Annotated in this window: 16 protein-coding genes; 8 read left to right on the top strand and 8 right to left on the bottom strand. The window is 36.8% G+C overall.

The annotated features are described in order from the left end of the window. Window positions 1–2: 2 nt before the first annotated feature. Complete coding sequence (gene trmB / locus ACHABW_RS05380; protein ID WP_435754404.1) at window positions 3–647, bottom strand: tRNA (guanosine(46)-N7)-methyltransferase TrmB; 645 nt, start codon at window positions 645–647, stop codon at window positions 3–5. 160 nt (window positions 648–807) lie between these two features. On the opposite strand from trmB, the gene ACHABW_RS05375 reads away from it, so the two are divergent. Then, window positions 808–1,131, top strand: a complete 324-nt coding sequence (locus ACHABW_RS05375) for a YtzH-like family protein (RefSeq protein WP_435754403.1) — start codon at window positions 808–810, stop codon at window positions 1,129–1,131. A gap of 288 nt (window positions 1,132–1,419) precedes the next feature. Here ACHABW_RS05375 and ACHABW_RS05370 read toward each other — a convergent pair whose 3' ends face one another. Then, a complete protein-coding gene (locus ACHABW_RS05370; protein WP_435754402.1) occupies window positions 1,420–2,220 on the bottom strand; it encodes a phosphotransferase family protein in 801 nt (266 codons plus the stop codon). Window positions 2,221–2,312: 92 nt separating this feature from the next. After that, on the bottom strand, window positions 2,313–4,430 hold the full coding sequence (gene pulA, locus ACHABW_RS05365) for a type I pullulanase (RefSeq protein WP_435754401.1): 2,118 nt from the start codon (window positions 4,428–4,430) through the stop codon (window positions 2,313–2,315). A 275-nt stretch (window positions 4,431–4,705) separates the two neighbouring features. Between pulA and glgB the strand changes: the two genes are divergently transcribed. From glgB to ACHABW_RS05340, 5 genes are all read left to right on the top strand, one after another. After that, on the top strand, window positions 4,706–6,610 hold the full coding sequence (gene glgB, locus ACHABW_RS05360) for a 1,4-alpha-glucan branching protein GlgB (RefSeq protein WP_435754400.1): 1,905 nt from the start codon (window positions 4,706–4,708) through the stop codon (window positions 6,608–6,610). A gap of 13 nt (window positions 6,611–6,623) precedes the next feature. Then, window positions 6,624–7,778, top strand: a complete 1,155-nt coding sequence (locus ACHABW_RS05355; RefSeq protein ID WP_110934802.1) for a glucose-1-phosphate adenylyltransferase — start codon at window positions 6,624–6,626, stop codon at window positions 7,776–7,778. Further along, entirely contained in the window at window positions 7,775–8,887 is a 1,113-nt protein-coding gene (glgD, locus tag ACHABW_RS05350; protein ID WP_435754399.1) for a glucose-1-phosphate adenylyltransferase subunit GlgD, read from the top strand. The genes ACHABW_RS05355 and glgD overlap by 4 nt, the downstream gene beginning before the upstream one ends. Window positions 8,888–9,050: 163 nt before the next feature. After that, on the top strand, window positions 9,051–10,481 hold the full coding sequence (locus ACHABW_RS05345) for a glycogen synthase (protein WP_110934800.1): 1,431 nt from the start codon (window positions 9,051–9,053) through the stop codon (window positions 10,479–10,481). 5 nt (window positions 10,482–10,486) lie between these two features. Next, on the top strand, window positions 10,487–12,907 hold the full coding sequence (locus ACHABW_RS05340) for a glycogen/starch/alpha-glucan phosphorylase (RefSeq protein WP_435754397.1): 2,421 nt from the start codon (window positions 10,487–10,489) through the stop codon (window positions 12,905–12,907). A gap of 137 nt (window positions 12,908–13,044) precedes the next feature. Here ACHABW_RS05340 and ACHABW_RS05335 read toward each other — a convergent pair whose 3' ends face one another. Continuing rightward, window positions 13,045–13,995 (bottom strand): nuclease-related domain-containing protein, encoded by a 951-nt coding sequence (locus tag ACHABW_RS05335; protein ID WP_435754396.1) that lies wholly within the window; start codon window positions 13,993–13,995, stop codon window positions 13,045–13,047. A gap of 14 nt (window positions 13,996–14,009) precedes the next feature. Then, window positions 14,010–14,579, bottom strand: a complete 570-nt coding sequence (thpR, locus tag ACHABW_RS05330) for an RNA 2',3'-cyclic phosphodiesterase (RefSeq protein WP_435754395.1) — start codon at window positions 14,577–14,579, stop codon at window positions 14,010–14,012. 114 nt (window positions 14,580–14,693) lie between these two features. On the opposite strand from thpR, the gene cysK reads away from it, so the two are divergent. Beyond that, window positions 14,694–15,626, top strand: a complete 933-nt coding sequence (gene cysK / locus ACHABW_RS05325) for a cysteine synthase A (RefSeq protein ID WP_435754394.1) — start codon at window positions 14,694–14,696, stop codon at window positions 15,624–15,626. 331 nt (window positions 15,627–15,957) lie between these two features. Here the strand turns inward: cysK and pepV are convergent, their stop codons facing one another. Further along, entirely contained in the window at window positions 15,958–17,373 is a 1,416-nt protein-coding gene (gene pepV, locus ACHABW_RS05320; protein WP_435754393.1) for a dipeptidase PepV, read from the bottom strand. A 435-nt stretch (window positions 17,374–17,808) separates the two neighbouring features. On the opposite strand from pepV, the gene ACHABW_RS05315 reads away from it, so the two are divergent. After that, window positions 17,809–18,027: a DeoR family transcriptional regulator gene (locus ACHABW_RS05315; protein WP_110934794.1), complete on the top strand. Its 219-nt coding sequence runs from the start codon at window positions 17,809–17,811 to the stop codon at window positions 18,025–18,027. Window positions 18,028–18,209: 182 nt separating this feature from the next. Here ACHABW_RS05315 and ACHABW_RS05310 read toward each other — a convergent pair whose 3' ends face one another. Together ACHABW_RS05310 and rodA are read right to left on the bottom strand one after the other, a co-directional pair. Continuing rightward, window positions 18,210–18,935 carry a pseudouridine synthase gene (locus ACHABW_RS05310; protein ID WP_435754392.1) on the bottom strand — a complete coding sequence of 242 codons (726 nt, stop codon included), beginning with the start codon at window positions 18,933–18,935 and terminating at the stop codon, window positions 18,210–18,212. 365 nt (window positions 18,936–19,300) lie between these two features. Further along, window positions 19,301–20,485 carry a rod shape-determining protein RodA gene (gene rodA / locus ACHABW_RS05305; protein ID WP_435754391.1) on the bottom strand — a complete coding sequence of 395 codons (1,185 nt, stop codon included), beginning with the start codon at window positions 20,483–20,485 and terminating at the stop codon, window positions 19,301–19,303. Between the last annotated feature and the right edge of the window lie 9 nt (window positions 20,486–20,494).

The raw sequence follows: 20,494 nt of genomic DNA, 5'->3' as shown, positions 1-20,494 counted from the left end.
GATTACTTCTTGCGCAAACTTGCTTCCAATCGATATATTCTCATACCTTTTTCACTGAATTTCTCTTCATATTCGGTCATGATATTGTCTTTCATGTCACTATTGTGTAAATCTAAGCTTACATTCTTTAATAGAAAACCATAGTCTGTCAAACTTTCAATCGAGTATTCAAACAAAGCTTGGTTATCGGTTTTAAAATGAATCTCCCCATTTTCTTTCAAAATTTCCTCATATTTTTCAAGAAAAAATTTATTTGTCAGTCTACGCTTCTCATGTCTGTTCTTAGGCCAAGGATCGGTAAAATTAATATAAATGCGGTCTACTTCTTTCGCTCCAAAAAAATCAGTAATATTGTGAGCATTTTCCTGTAAGAATAAAAGATTGTCTACTGGCTCATCGATCACTCTTTGAACTCCACTGACAATAATACTCTCATATTTTTCTATTCCAATAAAATTTGTGTCTGGATACTCTTTCGCCATATCAGTTACAAACTTGCCTTTCCCAGTACCAACCTCGACAAACAATGGTTGAGCCTTATTAAATCGCTCATCCCATCTCCCTTGCCAACTTTTTGGATTCTTTTCTCTTATTTCCGGGTGACTATCGATAAATTCCATCGCCCACGGTTTATTTCTTAAACGCATATATTGTCACTCTCCATTGTTCTAATTCATAATCTGTACATCAAAAATATCATATCACATTTTAACCAATTAAGAAGTCTGAAAAACATGTATACTTTATCAAAATTAGGGAAGAGGAAGAGTAAAACAGCCTTAACTTAAAATGGAGGTGTATGAGAGTATGGATGTAAAACAAAGAATTGATTTGCTTCAGTCTTTATTGGATCACCAAAAAAAAACGGAGACTGCATCAATAGAAGAATTCACAAAAATGGATGGAGTTTTAGCGACACTAAGAGAAGAATCCATTAACGAAAACTTCCTAGGAACGATACAAGAAATTCATACGTATGTGGAGAATGGACGAGAAAGTAGTAATAGAAATGAATTGGTAAGACACCACCATCTGAACCTTTCTCGCTGGGTAGAAGAACTTCATCTTTTAAATGAGGGCGGCGGCAAGGTCACCATTGATTACGAACAACGAAAAGGCCGAGAGATTTGATAAGAAAAACGGTATAGCCGTCTTTTGTTAAGTACAGCGTTAGCTTCTGCCGCCATCATTTAAGTAGCAAGGGTGGGGTTCCCTTGCTACGCGCGGCATGAAGGTAGTTGTCATCTTATCTATCTTATTTAATAATAAAAAAGCGCAGCGTCTTTTATTAAATACAACGTGATCTTTAAAGCCTCCATTCGAGCCTTTCTGTTCGACGAAAACAACAATCTCTACTATTTAAAAAATTATCTACGAACATAAAAAAACTGCAGCCCTTTAAATTAAGCTGCAGTGTTTTTATGTTCTTGCTTGTAAAATATCATCCAACAAATGAGACCACTTTGTAATGTTAGCCGTTTCCTCACGTTTCCAAAACCAAAGAATATTATCTATGCATTGAACAACCATGTGCCACTGCATCCTTAAAGTTAAGTCTTCACTTAACTCTTCCCCATATCCCTTTAACCACTCTTCCCAATCCTGTTTCGGTACGTACAGATACAGTAATGGAGCGAGATCCAACGCGGGATCAGCAACTTGTGCACCATCCCAATCGATTAAAAATAAACTTCCATCCTCATTATTAATCCAATTATTATGATTAACATCAGAATGACAAACTACACATTTCTCCTCATAGAATACCGGGAAGTTATCAGTTAACCATTGCATTGCTTCTTTTACATACAGCAATGACTCTTGTAAATGTCTTGTTCTCAAATCCAAGTTAGCTAATATTTCGGTAGGAGATAAAGGGCGATTTCCCATTCTCATGAACATATCCAACAGTTCTTTTGAACGATGGATTTTTGACAGCAAGGAAGCAACGCTATCATGATTCATTTCATATGATTTTAATTCCGGACGATCTACCCACTGCTGAGCAGTTATAACATCTCCGTTTTCCAGACGTTTCGTCCACAGTAATTTAGGAACGATTCCCTCTGCAGACAGCACCGCTAAAAAAGGTGAAGAATTTCTTTTTATAAACAGCTTTTGTTCTCCTTGTTCAGCAATATACGCTTCCCCTGTTGCTCCACCAGCGGAACGCAGCTGCCAACCTTCACCCATGAAATGTTCCAATCGTTTCACCCTCATATCTCATCTATCAGTAAATGATTTCATTTAAAATACGTCACTATAAAATAAAGCCTTTATTCATTGTAAAGAAGATTACTCTATTGTTCAACTTAAAGTCTCGATTTTCTTAATATAATAAATTCATATGGTCTTAACTCACATTCTTTGCCTCTAACGGAGAAGTAAGTTCGTTCATGTTTTCCTAGGCTCGTCACTAGCATTTCCCAATCTCCTGAAGAAGGCAGTTCTATTTTAACATCCTTTTCAGTAGGATTCGCGTAAATACAAAGATCATTTTTATAAGCGAGAAGTGTAAAACCAAAGACTTTAGGTGGTGTTATTAAAACATGTAGATGACGATTTATATCTTCTTGTTTAGTCATACGGAAAACAGAATATTCCTTTCTAATGCTTAAAAGATCTCTGACATATTGAATATCCTCTTCTTTTTCTCCACGTCTTTTCCAATCAAGCTGGTTTATCTTATCACCGGAAATATAACTATTTTCATCTCCACTTTTTGACCTGAACCATTCCTGCCCCGCATGGATAAAGGGAATTCCCTGACTAACAATCGTTAATCCAGTGGCCATCTTATGCATTTTCATTCGCTCTTCGTTTGTGTCAGAGCTATTAGTGATCTCAAGGCGGTCCGCAAGTGTGTGATTGTCATGACATTCTACGTAATTAACCGTTTGTGTGACTTCATGAACAAATGGTGGTATATCTTCATTCTGTGCAGCAGAACCTTTCACAAGCTGTGTTAATCGTTCAATATACCTTCCCTTACCATTAACAAAACCATGATCATGTGATTCAAATAAATTCCCCTTTATTGTATCTCTAAAAACATCATTAAAGAATCTGATCCCCGGTAAATGATGAGACTTGAAACTTGTCGAAAGCTTTTCAGAAGAAAATGCTGTTTGCAGTCCCCATCCTTCACCTAAAAGTAGAATAGGTGTCTCTTCTTTTTTACAGGAATTCTGAATTTGCTGCATGGTTGTAAGATCAATTGCTCCCATTAAATCAAAGCGAAAACCATCCACCCGATACTCGCGTAACCAATATCCAATTGTATCCAATATAAATTTTCGAGCCATTCTTTTTTCTGTTGCAATATCATTCCCTACACCAGTTCCATTACTTACAGTTCCATTATCGTGATACCTGAAGTAATATCCTGGTACAAGCTTTTCAAACGAAGACGTTTCTTTTACAAAAACGTGGTTATATACAACATCAATAATGACGGATAAGCCCTCTTGATGAAACGAATGAATAAGCTCTTTTAATTCCGTAATTCTTGCAAAAGGATCTGTTGGATCTACAGAATAACTTCCTTCTGGAACTTGAAAAAACAGTGGATCATAGCCCCAATTGTATTGTTTATTCGGCTCTAGGTCATTGACTCTGCCAAAATCATTCACTGGTAATAATTGCACATGTGATACACCTAATTCTTTAATATAGGAGAGGCCGGATGAATACTGGTGAACTGTTTTAGCATCCTTTTCCGTTAAGCCTAAATACTTCCCCTTGTCAACAATTCCGCTTCTCGAATCAATAGTAGCATCTCGTATATGCACTTCATAAATAGAGCTATCTTGCAAATTTTCTATGTCCGGTCTTGGTGTCTCTCTAAATTCATCTGGATCCGTAGTTTCCAGATTCACTACGACTCCATATTCCCCATTCGTAGTGACTGCTTTCGCATAAGGATCAACAACTTCATACGTCTCCTTATTTAGCGTAGGGATGAATAAATAGCTGTAACCATGACAGTCTTCTGTCAGAGTATATTCCCAAACTCCGAACTTCTTTCTTTTCATTTCATAAACCGATTCATTCACATGTAGTTTCATTTCTGTTGCAACAGGACTCCAAACTCGAAAAATCGTTTCTATATCATTATAAATGGCTCCTAAATCTTCACGTGATCCATCATATTTTTCATCAAATTTTTCCGTCCTTACGACCCCTCTTACATAAATAGGGATTTCCAGTTCTCCCAAATATAAAAACATATCTTGATCGACTGGAAGGGAATCTTCCGAGTAAAAACGAACCGTATTTTCATCTATTGTATGACCCTCTGATATTAAGTGGATCTTTTCGCCATTACCAATTGCATAAGCACGATCTATATTTGTAACGATGTCATTTACGATCGGACCTTCTAATTGTAAAGAATGAAAATTATCTATCCAGGCTTTATACTCTTTCATATACATTCCCTCTTTTCTTCCTCTAGCCACTATATGTTATGACAAAAAAACTAATTGGTTATTCTTATCTCTTAACCTTTATTCCGTTCTTTAAACGTCGGAGAACCATCGATTTAAGTTATCTTCCCTGTCGTATACTAGTACATTTTATCATTATTTGTAACCTTTTGATAATTTTGAATTTTGTTTTAAAAAAGAAAGGATATTGTTGCTATCTTAGCGAATTTTTATAATACACAAGAATTAATTGGACATAAAGGAAGGATTGATGCTCATTGGTTTATCATCTTACGCAAGATGACATGTATTTATTTCATCAAGGGACGAATTATCACAGTTATTCCTTTTTAGGCTGCCATGAAATAACGTGGGAGAAAGAAAAAGGTTTTCGTTTTACTGTTTGGGCACCTCATGCTGCAAAGGTCGAACTAGTCGGCGATTTCAATGAATGGCAAGGTAATGCCCACCCACTCGAGCGAGTTAGTACACAAGGCTTATGGACCGCTTTTTTCTCAGATATACCGCCAGATTCAACATATAAGTATAATATTATTCACCCGGATGGCCGTAATATCTTAAAAGCAGATCCTTATGCTAAGCAATCAGAACTCCGACCTGCCACGGCTTCACTCACACCTCAACAAAATAAGTATGATTGGAAAGATAATAGATGGATAGAACAAAAAAAATCAACTAACCTTTACAAATCACCCATTACTGTATATGAAGTACATCTGGGCACATGGAAAAAGAAAGACGATGAAGAATTATTAACATACAGAGAATTAGCAGATGAACTTATTCCTTATGTGAAAAACCTTGGGTATTCCCACATAGAGCTAATGCCAATATCTGAGCACCCCTTTGATTTATCTTGGGGATATCAAATTACCGGATATTATTCTATTACTAGCCGCTACGGTTCTCCGGAAGATTTTAAGTATTTTATTGATATGTGTCACCAACAAGGCATAGGAGTAATCATGGACTGGGTACCTGGACACTTTTGCAAAGATGACCATGGCTTGCGTCAATTTGACGGAGAGTCTTTATATGAGTATGAAGACTCCAGAAAAGCCGAGAAAACATCCTGGGGCACCTTAACATTTGATTTTGGACGTCCCGAAGTACAAAGCTTTCTCGTTTCCAACGCCATTTACTGGCTGGAAGAATATCACCTTGATGGTATTCGCGTAGATGCTGTAGCAAGCATGCTCTCCTTGAACTTCGATAAACATGACGGAGAGGAAAAAGTACAAAATTCTTTTGGTGGCGATGAGAATCTAGAAGCCTTCGCTTTCATTAAAAAGTTAAACAAAGTTGTTTTCGAATATTTCCCGAATACACTTATGATGGCAGAGGACAGCTCGGATTTACCAAAAGTTACTTATCCTATTCATGAAGGAGGATTAGGATTTAATTACAAATGGAACATGGGGTGGATGAACGACACTCTGGAATATATGGAACTCGATCCCCTTTATCGAAAAGGAAATCATAATTTGCTAACGTTTTCCTTTATGTACACTTTTTCTGAAAACTTTGTTTTACCACTTTCCCACGATGAGGTAGTTCACGGGAAAAAGTCATTATTAAATAAAATGCCTGGTGATCAGTGGCAACAATTTGCTCAACTTCGCCTTCTTTACGGATATATGTTTGCGCATCCCGGAAAGAAACTTTTATTTATGGGTGGAGAACTTGGCCAATACGCGGAGTGGAAAGATAAAGAGCAGCTTGATTGGCATCTATTAGAATATCCTTTGCATGAAGGCATATTTAATTATGTAAAAGCTTTAAATAACTTTTACAAACAAGAACCTGCCTTATTTGAATTAGACCATGATCCGGATGGATTCAAATGGATAGATGCCGATAATGCCGACCAAAGTATTCTTGCCTTTTATCGCCATGATGCCCGAAAAGAAGAAAGTCTGGTGATCATTATGAACTTCACTCCGAATGTTTATTACGATTATAAAATTGGAGTAGACGTTCCCGGGAAGTATAAGGAAATTTTCACTTCTGATTCCGAAGACTTTGCCGGATCAAACCAATGTAATCTCAGTACCCATTTTAGTTTTCCAGAGCCATGGCATGGTTTCGATCAACATATAAAAATCATGGTTCCTCCTCTAGCGGTTACCTTTTTCAAACAAATAGATAAAACCAAACAATAAAGGAGGATTCTCAATGAAAAAAGAATGTGTCGCTATGCTTCTAGCTGGTGGTGAAGGTAAACGTCTAGGTCTTCTAACAAAAACACTTGCTAAACCAGCAGTACATTTCGGTGGTAAATACCGAATTATCGATTTTACGTTAAGCAATTGCTCCAATTCTTCCGTTCATACTGTAGGCGTGCTTACACAGTACTCTCCGATGCTCCTTAATAAGCACATTGGAATAGGTAAACCGTGGGATTTAGATCGACAGGAAGATGGAGTCTCTATTTTATCACCTTATACCGCTAAAAAAGGTGGCAGCTGGTATAAAGGAACAGCTGATGCTATCTATCAAAACATTCATTACATTGATCAGTACGATCCCGAGTATATACTTGTCATCTCCGGCGATCATATTTATCAAATGGATTATGCAAAGCTTATCGAGCACCATAAGGAGAAACAATCAGATGCTACGATATCGGTCATAGAAGTTCCATGGAAAGAGGCTTCCCGATTTGGAATTCTTAACACACTCGATAATCTGGAAATCTATGAATTTGATGAAAAACCGGAAACTCCGAAAAATAATTTAGCTTCCATGGGAATTTACGTGTTTAATTGGAAAGCCCTTAGACAATATTTAATGGAAGATGCTAATTTAACAGATTCAGACCACGACTTTGGGAAAGACATTATTCCAGCTATGTTAAACGATGGTTTGCGTATGTATGCCTATCAGTTTGAAGGTTACTGGAAAGATGTCGGTACGATTCAAAGCTATTGGGAAGCGCATATGGATCTACTAGAAGAAGATTTATCTCTTTCTCTGAACAGTAAAGAATGGCGTACGTATTCTCATGATACGAATTATCCGCCTCAATTTATCGGTGAATATGCCATCATAGAAAATTCCCTCATTAATTCAGGTTGTTGGATTAACGGAAAGGTCACGAACTCGATTCTATTTGAAAGAATTGATGTGGGTGCAAACTCGAGTATTAATGAATCCATTATTCATCCTGAAGTACGAATAAATAGTAATTGTCTTATCAAAAAGGCAATTATTATGGAGGGGGTTGAAATTCCCGAAGGAACGATCATAGACGGAGAAAAATATGACGAACCACTTGTCATCAACAGTGAAAATATCGTTGATTTTCAAAAGGAAGGAGTGGAACGATGATGATGGGAGACTTAATGGGTTTAATTAATTTAGAGCATGAACAAGATTTTTTAGAAGAGCTAACTTATTTTCGTTGTGGTGCTGCAGCACCGTTTGCTGGGCGTTATCGGTTAGTAGATTTCACCCTCTCCAATATGGTTAATTCCGGAGTAAGTGAAGTGGCTATCTTCACTAATTCCAAATATCGCTCTCTAATGGATCACCTTGGAACAGGGGCCGACTGGGAACTTGCCAGACGTCACGGCGGTCTTTTTATTCTACCGCCTGACTGGAATGATCCGACAGATGTTTCCAGAGGAGATTTAAAGCACTTTCACAATAACCGTGACTATTTCCATCGCTCAAAAGCGAGCCATGTAGTCATTAGCGGCAGTCAGTTTATTTCAAACGCTCATTATAAAAAAGCATTTAAGCTTCATCTTGAACGTGATGCCGATGTTACGTGTATTACTACCGAGGTTGACACGTTAGAACCTGAACATATGTCGCAACTTCGTATCGAACATGATAATGATGGATGGGTGACAGGATTTACAAACGACCATGAAAATAAACATGTATTCACCAATGCCTACATCATAAAAAAAGAAGTCCTTCTAAAACTCGTAGATGAGTGCATCGCCTATCATAAAGACCACTTCTTTCTAGGCGGAGTGAAAGAAAACCTGGACAGTCTCGCCGTTCAATATATTAATTCGGAAGGTTGTTCTATCTTTATAAATTCCATCAAAAGCTTCTATAAACACAATATGAACTTATTACAACCGGATAATTACCGCTCTTTATTCTTTAAAAATGAATTTATACGTACAAAAATAAGTAATGAACCTCCTGCAAAATATAGAGAGTCTTCCAAGGTTACCACTTCTATGCTCGCCAACGGTTGTGTGATTGATGGTGAGGTTTCAGGTAGTATTCTATTTCGGGGAGTGAAAGTTCATAAGGGGACAAAAGTAAAAAATTCCATTGTCATGCAGCGTTGTATCATTGAAGAAGGTGTCCATCTGGAAAATGTCATTCTAGACAAGGATGTTCGAATTACAGCAGGACAAACATTTATAGGTTCAAAAGATAAACCTTTTGTCGTTGCAAAACGTCAAACTATTTAAGAAAATCTACAATATTAATAAATTCGAGCAGTTGAGCTTTCATCGCAATTTATACCTCTACTCAACCATGAGGCAGGTGCCATCACCTGTGCCTTGAAAGCTAACTGTCACTTATAGACTTATGTTAAAAATATTCACTGATTTCAGAGAGGAGATTCAAGCGATGACTAAAATATTATTTGCTGCATCTGAATGTGTGCCATTTATAAAAACAGGAGGACTTGCTGACGTCATTGGATCTCTTCCGCAAGCTTTGATGAAAGATAATCTAGCTGACGTAAGAGTAATTTTACCTTTATACGATGAGATTCCACTAGAATGGCAGAATAAGATGGAAAAGAAAACATCATTCAAAGTAGAAGTTGGCTGGCGAACACATGAGGCTATTCTATATACACTTGAAAACGATGGCATCCTTTATTATTTTATTAAAAACGACTTTTATTTTTCCAGAAGAGGAGTTTACGGTTATTACGATGACGGGGAAAGGTTTGTCTTTTTTAGCCAAGCTATTATCGAGGGCCTTCCTTTGCTTGATTTCGATGCTGATGTCCTCCATGCTCACGACTGGCAAACCGGACTAGCGGTTGCTTTCGCAAATATATATCTTCCAGCTTCACGATTGAAAACCGTATTTACGATTCATAATATTAAATACCAAGGCTTACTTTCTCACGATTCTTTCGATAACCTTTTCAATTTATCAAGAGAGCATTTCAATGGCTTAGAATGGAATGGCATGCTTAATTGCATGAAGGCTGCAATTTTTCACGCAGACAAAATTACGACCGTCAGCCCAACTTATGCAGAAGAAATAAGGCAGCCCTATTACAGTGAGGGGCTTGATTCTATTCTCCATGAACGAGAAGGTGACCTTTCAGGCGTGATAAATGGCATCAATTTGGAGGACTATCATCCAATGAAGGATCCATATATTCATGTGAATTACAAATCTTCACGTGTAAAAAAGAAGGAAAATAAAGAAGCCTTACAAGCAGAGCTCGGACTGCCGGTTAATGGAGATATACCTATGTATATTGCCATTTCACGTTTAGTGGAGCAAAAAGGTTTTCATTTATTAGAAAGAGTTTTAGATGAATTTTTACAGGAAGATATTCAAGTTGTTATTCTCGGTACTGGTGATTATGAATTTGAACATTCTTTTTCGCACATTGCCATCCGTAACTCTACTAAAATGCACATGTTATTACAGTTTAATGAAGGACAAGCCAGAAAACTTTATGCAAGTGCTGATTTCTTTTTAATGCCCTCTAAATTTGAACCATGTGGTCTTTCTCAATTAATCGCTTTGCAATATAAAACAGTACCTATTGTTAGAGAAACCGGAGGACTCAAAGATACAGTGCAAGCTTTCAATGCGGAAACTGGTGAAGGTAATGGCTTTAGTTTTGCAAATTACAATGCCCATGAACTTCTTTCCATTCTACGTTATTCTCTTGACGTCTTCCATGATAGCTCTCTATGGAAAAAACTTATGAAAAACGTCAATAAAAGCAGCTTTAGTTGGAGTGAATCTGCAAAAGCATATACTAACATTTATAAATCACTAACAACTTTAGAAGATAGGGAGTGAAAGTTTTGTCAGATTATCGTAAAGAATCCTTTCTGGCTTTATTAGAAGGAAAAATGACAAGAAAACGAGGAAAACATTTAGAAGATGCTTCCGATAAAGATTTGTATTATGTTATATCATCCATTGTTAAAGATGAAATAACGCCTAAATGGCTGAAAACTCAAGAAAAATATCAAGAAAATAAAACAAAGCAAGTATATTATATTTCCATGGAATTCCTTATTGGGAGGTTGTTGCAAAGCAACCTGCTTAACTGTGGAATGCTTGATATTTGCAACGAGGTTTTAAAAGATATTGGCAGAAATCCAGAGGAAATTTATAAACATGAGCATGATGCTGCGCTGGGTAATGGCGGATTAGGGCGTTTAGCAGCATGTTTTTTAGACTCGATCGCTTCTTTGAAATATGCCGGGCAAGGCTCTGGAATTCGATACCGATATGGTTTGTTTGAACAACGAATTATTCACGGAAACCAAATTGAGCTTCCTGATTACTGGCTGAAAGAGGAATATCCGTGGGAAACCCGTAAAGCAGATGAGGCTATTGAAGTTAGATTCGGTGGTAAAATAAATATGCATACAAAACTCAATGGTGACTTTGAATTCTCTTATGAAGATCAAGACAAAGTAATGGCAGTTCCTTATGATGTCCCAGTAATCGGCTATCAAAATGAAGTTGTGAATACATTACGTCTGTGGAGTGCCGAAGTGACTGAAAATGAATCCAAACTTATGTCAGATCCAAGCAGTCAATATTATCACCATTTAGACCATAGCCATTCCATTGAGCAAATCTCGGGGTTTCTTTATCCAGATGACTCTAGTTTCGAAGGCAAGGAATTAAGGTTAAAGCAACAATACTTTCTTGTCTCTGCAACTATTCAAGGGATCTTAAAAAACTTTAAAGCTACTCATGATCTTTCTCTTGCTCACCTGTCTGAAAAAGTAGTTATTCAAATTAATGATACGCATCCCAGCTTAGCGGTACCTGAACTTATGCGCATATTAATGGACGACGAAAACTTCAGTTGGGATGAAGCCTGGAAAGTTACGACAAGTGTGATCGCTTATACTAACCATACGACATTAAGTGAGGCTTTGGAAAAATGGCCGACTTCGATGATACAAAAACTCCTGCCTCGAATTTATATGATTATCAATGAAATTAACGAACGTTTTTGCAAAGGTATTTGGTTCGATCACCCGGATCTCCGTGATAAAATACCGGAACTAGCTGTGATTGCTGATGACCAAATTCATATGGCAAGACTAGCTATCGTAGGCAGTTTTAGTGTGAATGGAGTTGCCCGTCTTCATACAGAAATTTTAAAGAATAAGGAAATGAAGTATTTCTATAAGTTGTACCCAAACCGTTTTAATAACAAGACTAACGGGATTACACATAGAAGATGGCTTTTGCAAGTAAATCCGTGTTTATCTGAAACTATTACCGAAGCGATTGGACCCAAGTGGATCCAAGAGCCAAACAAACTAATCGGTCTTCTTCGTTATTCAAATGATGCACCGTTTCTAGAAAAAGTAGGCAAGGTAAAAAAACAAAACAAAGAAACGTTAGCAAAATTAATTTTAAATCAAACCGGTATCAAAGTTGACGAAAGTTCTATTTTTGATGTTCAAATTAAACGACTCCATGAATATAAACGACAACTTTTGAATATTTTCCATGTCATCTATCTTTATAATGAATTAAAAGAAAATCCTTCTCTGGATATAACACCTAGAACATTTATCTTTGCCGCCAAAGCCGCACCGAGCTATCATTTAGCAAAAGAAGTTATTAAATTGATTCACCATGTTGCGGCTACAGTGAATTATGATAAACAGATTAATTCTAAATTAAAGGTTATTTTCCTGGAGAATTATAATGTCAGTCTTGCTGAAAAAATTATTCCAGCTGCTGATATTAGTGAACAAATCTCCACTGCAAGTAAAGAAGCATCAGGAACGGGAAATATGAAAATGATGATGAACGGTGCACTTACACTGGGCACTTTGGATGGCGCTAATATTGAAATTAAAGATCTAGTGGGAGATAACAATATTTTCATATTTGGATTGACGTCAGACCAAGTGCATGATTATTACCAATATGGCGGGTACGTAGCGAAGGATATCTATCACACAGACGATAGAGTAAAACGTATTTTAGATCAATTGAATTCTGGAGAATTTGGTCAACAGGAAATTGAATTCAAAGATATCTTTTATAACATTATGTACCATAATGATCCCTATTTTGTTTTAAAAGACTTTGATCCTTATATTGAATCACACGAACTTGTAGAACGTTCTTACCGCGACAAAAATACGTGGCAGAGAATGAGCGTAACAAATATTGCTTATTCAGGAAAGTTTTCAAGTGACCGTACGATCAAAGAGTACGCTTCAGAAATTTGGAAACTATAACGCTGCTTTAAAAGGTTCTCTACCATTGATACTTGCAGCGTGGAGGTAGTGGCCACTAATATTAGTTTATAATTTTAAAGGGTATGTCAGCAAGGCGTAACTAGCCATTGTTGACACACCCTTTCTTCGGTCATTCATCATTCCTTATATTCATCAAAGGTATCTATAGTTTCAGCATTTTCTGATTCAGTAATAAGTCTTGAACTCGAGTTTGTCATACATTTTGCAAGCAGAGCATCAGCAATTTTTAGCTGCGTATGCTTTATTGGAGATTTATTTTTTAAAAATTGTTCATGAAATTCGTGAAAATTACGTTTATCTATAAGCTTCGCACGTTGATTGTGTTGTGGAATATCTATATAACTATTTTTTGCGACAATGACTTGTTTCATAGGCATTGAAAGGTTCTTCTCTTCTAGAATACTTTCTATTACCGTTCTCATCCTGTTCAAAGAAATGATTGGATGAAGAAATTTCGATTCTCTTTTTCCATCCTTTTTTGACCAAAAGCGGTCTGAATCAAATTGAAAAATAGTATTTTCATTTCCTAATAAAGGTTTTATTAGCCATATTTCAGAAGGAGTTAATATAATGACATCTAAATCAACCGTTGCCTTTTTTAAGAAGAAAACTGGCTCATATAATATGAAAAAAGAATCCGGCAACTTTTTCACAAGAAACTCTAGCAATGAATCGTAATAATAACTTCTTTTAACAGCCGATCTCTCTGATACTGTCGAACTTACCCAGTTTATTTGAAATTTAAAAAGCTCTTCTAGAAAAGATGCTTTCATTTGTTCTTTTGATTGGTGCGGCATTTCCTGTTCAGACGGTAATTCTATTTCATCATCTAACTCCATTTTTGCTTTTCTTCTTAGTTTGTTCCAAGATTTCTGAAAAAATGTTTTTACTTCCTCCTCATAAGATTCCCAAAAAGGACGATCAATAGATATATTTTTTTGCACTGCCCATTCTCTTTGAACTCTTTGCCACCGCTCTTTTTTCAAGCGAACATACCGGCTTGGGTATCTGTAAATATCTATTTCATATCGTGATACATAATCAGCCAATTTTAAAAGCTGCGCCATCGTATTTCATCCTCTCATTGAATCCTCTTTTGCAGTGTTATTGAGGAAAGAACTTTATACATAGGTTCTTTTGAGGGATGTACCTCGTATAAAGAAACTTTTTCCACGGAATTCTTTATTAATTCTATCTGTAATGGGATGTTCCACTCGTAAGGCAAGGAGCGCCCTGAGTCTTTCCATTTTTTCGCTAACGTTACATGTGGGCTATATTTTCGTTTTTCTCTTTCAAACCCAAGTTGAATGGCTTCCTTATGTATGAGAGATTGAATCTCGAAAAGGTGGTCTGAATAGTTTGGAGATAGATGAAAAACACTTGGTTTATTAGACCTTCCGAAAGTTTCTATCTTAGAGAAGTCTAGTGTGAATTCTTCTTTATTTGCAAGTGTTTTTTTTAGACCTTCCCACAATAATACCTTTTTCTCTGGATTCCAACCACCTAGAAATAATAATGTCACGTGAAAATCGTATTTATTCACGATTTTTTTGAAATATGTGGATAATTGAAATGTTTCTTGTAATTCTTTCGCTTCTTCCTGTAGTTTCTTGTTAATTGGAATACCAATAAATGTATGTGATGTAGCCATGATGTCTCCTCCTTTTTATAGTCTAAAAAGCTGTGATACAATATAGCTTAATCATAGTTTATAAATATGTATAGTCAATTATACGTAACGTTGAAATAAGAAAGGATGACACGCGTGAAAGTAGTAAATAATATGGCAGAACTAATTGGAGAAACTCCTTTAGTTAAGTTGCAAAAGTTAGCTCCTACAACTGGAGCACAAGTATACTTGAAATTAGAATTTATGAATCCGAGTGGAAGTGTAAAAGATCGAGCGGCTTCTAATATGATTGATCATGCTGAAAAACAAGGGCTTATCAATAATCAATCAATAATCATTGAACCTACTTCCGGTAACACCGGTATTGGCTTAGCAATGGTCGCAGCCGCTAAAGGTTACAAATCAATTCTTGTCATGCCTGACACGATGTCACAAGAAAGAATCAATCTCTTAAAAGCATACGGCGCAAAAGTTGAACTAACACCTGGTGACAAAAAAATGCCTGGGGCGATAGAACGAGCACATGAACTAGTGAAAGAGATTCCTAATAGTTACATGCCGATGCAATTTGAAAACGCAGCTAATCCAGATGCTCACCGCCATACGACTGCTGCTGAAATTAAAGACGGAATGAATCAGATAGGCAAAAAGTTATCTGCCTTCGTTGCTGCTTCTGGAACTGGTGGAACAATTACTGGCACGGGAGAAGAATTACAAAAGGAATATCCTGACGCAACTATTCATGTAGTTGAGCCTAAAGGATCTCCTGTATTATCCGGCGGCAAGCCTGGACCACATAAACTTGTAGGCACTAGCCCAGGATTTATCCCACCAATTTTAAATGAGAGCGTGTATCAAGAGATTTTTAAAATCTCTGATGAAGATGCCTATAACATAACACATCGTTTATCTAAAGAAGAGGGTATTCTCGTCGGACCTTCCTCTGGGGCAGCATGCTTTGCTGCTTTGGAAGTAGCAAAGCGCCTCTCACCAGATGATGTTGTCGTGGCCATCGCATGTGACACAGGTGAAAGATATCTCTCAACGGATTTATTTCAATTTGAATAAGAAAAACGGCATAGCCGTCTTTTATTACATGCAGTGTCAGCTTCAAACCGCCATGTTTTAAGTATCAAGGGTGGGTTTCCCTTGATACGCGCGGTGTGAAGATAGCTGCCAATTTTATAAATTCTTACCTTGTAAGAAAAATGCCTAGTCCCTTTTAAAAAACCTAGAGTCTTTTATAACTATTTTGTTGCTTCGTTATTATCGAAAGTTGTTTGGAAGAATAACCGCTTGCTTTCCGTGGATGGATCCACGAGCCTCACGAGCAAACGAACGCTCGGGGGGTCTAGAGGATTCTTCCAAACAACATTATAAAGAGATTGTCATTCTATATCTATTGCTCTTCTTTTTTAGCTAGTTCATAAATAGCATCGGCATAAATAGCGGTCATCTTTAAAAGATTGTCTATCGATATACATTCATCTGCCTGATGAGCAGTATCCTTTTCACCTGGCATAAGCGGTCCAAATGCAACTCCAGCATCTAGAGACCTTGCGTATGTCCCCCCTCCAATTGCTATTAGGGATGCCTTCTTATCCATTTGTCTCTCATATACTTTAGACAACTTTTGAACAAGCTCATGCGTTTTATTTAAAGCATGGGGTTCCTCATGACTATGAGTGATAAAATGTAATCCTTCTTTGCCGAGCTTCTCATCTATTATTTTTTTTAATACTTCATACGAGGCACCTTCCGGATACCTGACATTTATTCCTATACTAGCGTTTTTTCCGCTGAAATAACTCATCCTCCCAACATTTATTGTTAGATCGCCTAATTCCTCATCTTTAAAAGAAACTTCTAGTTTTGCCCCTTGAGAATCTCTGAAAAAGTAATCTTTTAACGTCTTAAAATAGCGTTTCTCTTGTTCAGCTAATGACACATATTTTGTTAGGAAGTATGCAAGGTAAATCCCTGCATTTACCCCTTCCTCAGGCTCAGCTCCGTGTGCAGAAACACCCTCTACGAACACATCCAACCAACCTTTACTTTTTGAAAACTTTCCACTTATTTCATGTTCACGCAGAAATTCATAAAAACTCTGTTCTAGTTTTTGTTCTTCTTCTACATTTGATAAATGATCAAGCTTAGCATTTGCTCGATCGGGTACCATATTTAATCGATCTCCTGATTCAAATGAATATATTTTTCCTTTGCCAAGCATTTTCATTGAATATTCAATATTAGAAATACCTTTCTCCGCATATATAATAGGGAAGTCGGCATCCGGTGCAAATCCAATCAAAGGCATTTCTTCATGTTTAAAATAATGATCAACACATCGCCACTGACTTTCTTCATCGGTTCCAATAATTATTCTCACTCTTTTTCCAAAATTATTTGCAACTTCTTTAACAATTTTTAACGCATAATAGCAAGAAATTGTCGGTCCTTTGTCATCCAATGCTCCCCGCGCGAATATGCTTCCATCACGAATGGTTGCTGAAAAAGCAGGAGTCGTCCAATTGTCTCCACCGGGAACCACATCAATATGACATAAGACACCAACAATATCAGCACCTTCTCCGTATTCAATATGTGCTGCGTAACCATCCAAATCTTTCACTGTAAAACCATCATTTTTTGCTTTCTGTAAAAGCCAATCGTAAGCTCTTCTAATCCCTTGACCGAAAGGAGCATTCTCTGTTGCAGTCCCTTCATCTAAGACGCTTTCTATTTGAAGAAATGTTTGGGTTTCCTTGATAATTTCTGCTTTTCTTGTTGAGACTTCCTGGTTCCAATCTATCATGATTTCACGTCCTAACTAGGATATTCCAAGTATTAGTATACTCTTTTCTAATGATAAGAAAAAGAATCCAAATATAAGTGATGTTAAAAAACATTACAAACAATTAACAATATTCAAACAAAGATTACTTTACCCCGATTCCGTGTTCGGGTAAACTTAAAGCAAAGGAGGGTGGAGATGCTTTTAAACATCAGTTAAATACAGGCTACTTGCCTGGAGTTTTACTGATACTTCTTCGGTTTTTTTGAAAGCTTTTTATTAATAATCATGCTAGATGTATTTTTATACTTTTGAGAAATGAAGTGTTAATAATTAAAGCTACAACTAAAAAAAAGAATTTTTATATGCGCCTCTCATCTAAATGCCGAAAGAAACATTGACCTGAAACCTTGAACATGGAGTATTTGACTTTCACTGAGGAGAAGGAGTGGTTTTTTGAAGCCATCAACGAATAGAATGTTGACTCGGATTAAATCCATTTACCTTTACATTAGAAAACAAGGAAGTGCATCCACAAAAGAATTAGTGGAAGAATTCGGCATCACCGAAAGAACTGTCCAACGCGATCTTAATGTTTTAGAATATAACGATCTGGTTGCCAGTCATCAACGCGGTGTTTGGACAACTACGAACAGGAAAATCAAGGTTTCATAAAAGAACCCCTAATTAGAGCTATTATCTTTTTAATAATAGGATAGCTAGCTTTCTAATCTTCTAAAAGTATGATTAATTTTATACACAGTTATCATGTTAAGGCTCAAGGAGTTTTTCTCCTTGAGCCTAGCACTGTTTAGATTCATAAGTCACAGAAAACAAACTTGCTTAATGTTCAATCATTATGATTCATGACCTTGATGACTTCTTAGTTCTTCAAGTTCGTCAGGAGTTAATTCACGATATTCTCCAAGTTCCAACTCATTATCCAGAACAAGAGACCCCATTCTCTCCCGTTTTAACTCGATGACCTTTTTTCCCCTAGTCTGAAACATTCGCTTTACCTGATGATATTTCCCTTCTTGGATTGTAATATAAGCGACTGAAGCATTAGATTCCGCTTTATATTCTACTTTTGCTGGTTTGGTTGTATACCCATCATCTAATGTAACTCCTTGCTCCAAAGCTAAAATATCTTCTTCATTAATCGGTAAATCTAAATGTACTATATACCGTTTATCAACCTTCTTCTTTGGAGACAGAAGCTGATGTGCCAGTTTTCCATCATTCGTTAACAACAATAAGCCTGTTGTGTCCTTATCAAGTCTTCCAACCGGAAAGGGATCAAACAATGCATCTTCAGGCTGTAAAATATCTATAACCGTCTTTTCAGTTTTATCCTCTGTCGCTGAAACATAACCTTTTGGTTTATTCAACATAATATAAATCGTTTCCCTGTATTCAATAACCTCGCCAGAATACTTGAGAATATCTGTCACTGTATTCACATGCTTTTTTCCGTCTTTCACAATTTCTCCATTCACAGAAAATAGCCCTTGTTTAAGAATCTTTTTTACATCTTTTCTAGATCCAAATCCCATTGTTGCTAAAAGCTTGTCCGTACGCAAAATAAATCCCTCATTTCTTTAACTTAAGAAAAACGCAAAGCGTCTTTTATTAAATACAGCGTAATCTTTAAAGCCACCCCCGAGTAGCACCTACTTAGTGCGTGTAGGTGCTACTCGAAAGGAAGCGCCCTTCCCTCGATGCGTGTGGCGTAAAGATAGCTGTCAGTTTATACTTTCTTATCTTTTTAGAAACTCCATTGCAATCTTTAAAAAACTTATATATCTAATTTGGTGAATTTGTTGCTTTGTTGCCATCGAAGTCTGTTCGGAAGAATTACCGCTCCCTTTCCATCGTCCTGCTATTATAATACATGAAAAAAGGATAACTCTAAAGGTCATTAAAGACCTATTGAGTCATCCCCCCTCTATTCCTCTTCACCAAACATATAATGCTTCGTCCTGACATTTACATTAAGAACGATCCCGATCGCTAGCATATTAGTAATCAATGCACTTCCACCGTAACTTACAAAAGGTAACGCAAGTCCAGTTATAGGAACTAATCCAACTGTCATTCCAATGTTTTGAAAAATTTGGAATACAAGAAGACCTAGCGTTCCCGCAACTAGATAAGTCCCAAAGGTATTGTTACAAGTAAAAGCAATAATCACTAGTCTGTATAGTAGCAGAAAATAGACTACGATAAGCACTGTAGCACCTACAAAACCAAATTCTTCTCCTATTACTGCAAAGATAAAGTCTGTATGCAATTCAGGAATAGCTCCACTTTGTGCTTTAACTCCTTCAAATAAACCAGTTCCGTATAATTGTCCAGCACCAATACCTTGCATCGCGTGATACAGTTGGTACCCAGCTGCTCCTATATTGGCACCAGGATCTAGCCAGGAATAGATTCGACTAAGTTGATGAGGCTCAATGAGATATGTTGAGAAGAAAGCAAAGTGATTATTGTGCATCCATACCATAGAACCAATAAATCCAGTTCCTAAAGCTGCCATTAACCCTAACATTCTAAAAGTAACTCCGGCCATTAAAATCATAATAAAAATAATTGCTGCAATAACTAATGCAGTTCCTAAATCAGGTTGTACTAAAATCAATGCAAAAGGCGGAAGACCTACTGCAAGAATTTTTCCGACGACAAGGAGATCATTCTTGAAAGACTTTTCTTTCGGTTTTTTAGTTATCGTGTAAATCAAATGTGCTAAAGCTATAATTACAAATATTTTAACGAATTCGGATGGTTGAAATCTGGGTAAACCAGGTGCGGTAATCCACCGCTGAGCACCGTTAATCTCGTCACCAAAAAAATGAACAACTAATAACAATCCCACCCCTAGTATATACAAGGGAATCGAGAAATTCTTAAATAAATCATAATCTACTAACATCGCGCCAAGCATTAAAATGACGCCAATCCCAAACCAAATAATTTGAAGTCTAACATAATGCGTTGGAGCCATACCATATTGCTCTACAGTCGAAGTACTGGCACTGTATATTGCTACTAAACTGAAACACATTAACACAAACAAAAAAAACAATAATGAATAATCTAATTGTTGAAACGCACTCTTTCGCTCTTGCATCTTTTCACC

Origin of the sequence: Salipaludibacillus sp. CF4.18, from assembly GCF_051262595.1 — a bacterium.
In the GTDB taxonomy this organism is placed as follows: Bacteria; Bacillota; Bacilli; order Bacillales; family Salisediminibacteriaceae; genus Salipaludibacillus; species Salipaludibacillus neizhouensis.
This window is presented reverse-complemented; position numbering and strand designations above follow the sequence as displayed.

What these genes read in the sequence shown, in the direction of transcription:
- trmB (WP_435754404.1), bottom strand. Translation starts at nt 647, where the DNA reads ATGCGTTTAAGAAATAAACCGTGGGCGATGGAATTTATCGATAGTCAC.
- ACHABW_RS05375 (WP_435754403.1), top strand. Translation starts at nt 808, where the DNA reads ATGGATGTAAAACAAAGAATTGATTTGCTTCAGTCTTTATTGGATCAC.
- ACHABW_RS05370 (WP_435754402.1), bottom strand. Translation starts at nt 2,220, where the DNA reads ATGAGGGTGAAACGATTGGAACATTTCATGGGTGAAGGTTGGCAGCTG.
- pulA (WP_435754401.1), bottom strand. Translation starts at nt 4,430, where the DNA reads ATGAAAGAGTATAAAGCCTGGATAGATAATTTTCATTCTTTACAATTA.
- ACHABW_RS05355 (WP_110934802.1), top strand. Translation starts at nt 6,624, where the DNA reads ATGAAAAAAGAATGTGTCGCTATGCTTCTAGCTGGTGGTGAAGGTAAA.
- glgD (WP_435754399.1), top strand. Translation starts at nt 7,775, where the DNA reads ATGATGATGGGAGACTTAATGGGTTTAATTAATTTAGAGCATGAACAA.
- ACHABW_RS05345 (WP_110934800.1), top strand. Translation starts at nt 9,051, where the DNA reads ATGACTAAAATATTATTTGCTGCATCTGAATGTGTGCCATTTATAAAA.
- ACHABW_RS05335 (WP_435754396.1), bottom strand. Translation starts at nt 13,995, where the DNA reads ATGGCGCAGCTTTTAAAATTGGCTGATTATGTATCACGATATGAAATA.
- thpR (WP_435754395.1), bottom strand. Translation starts at nt 14,579, where the DNA reads ATGGCTACATCACATACATTTATTGGTATTCCAATTAACAAGAAACTA.
- pepV (WP_435754393.1), bottom strand. Translation starts at nt 17,373, where the DNA reads ATGATAGATTGGAACCAGGAAGTCTCAACAAGAAAAGCAGAAATTATC.
- rodA (WP_435754391.1), bottom strand. Translation starts at nt 20,485, where the DNA reads ATGCAAGAGCGAAAGAGTGCGTTTCAACAATTAGATTATTCATTATTG.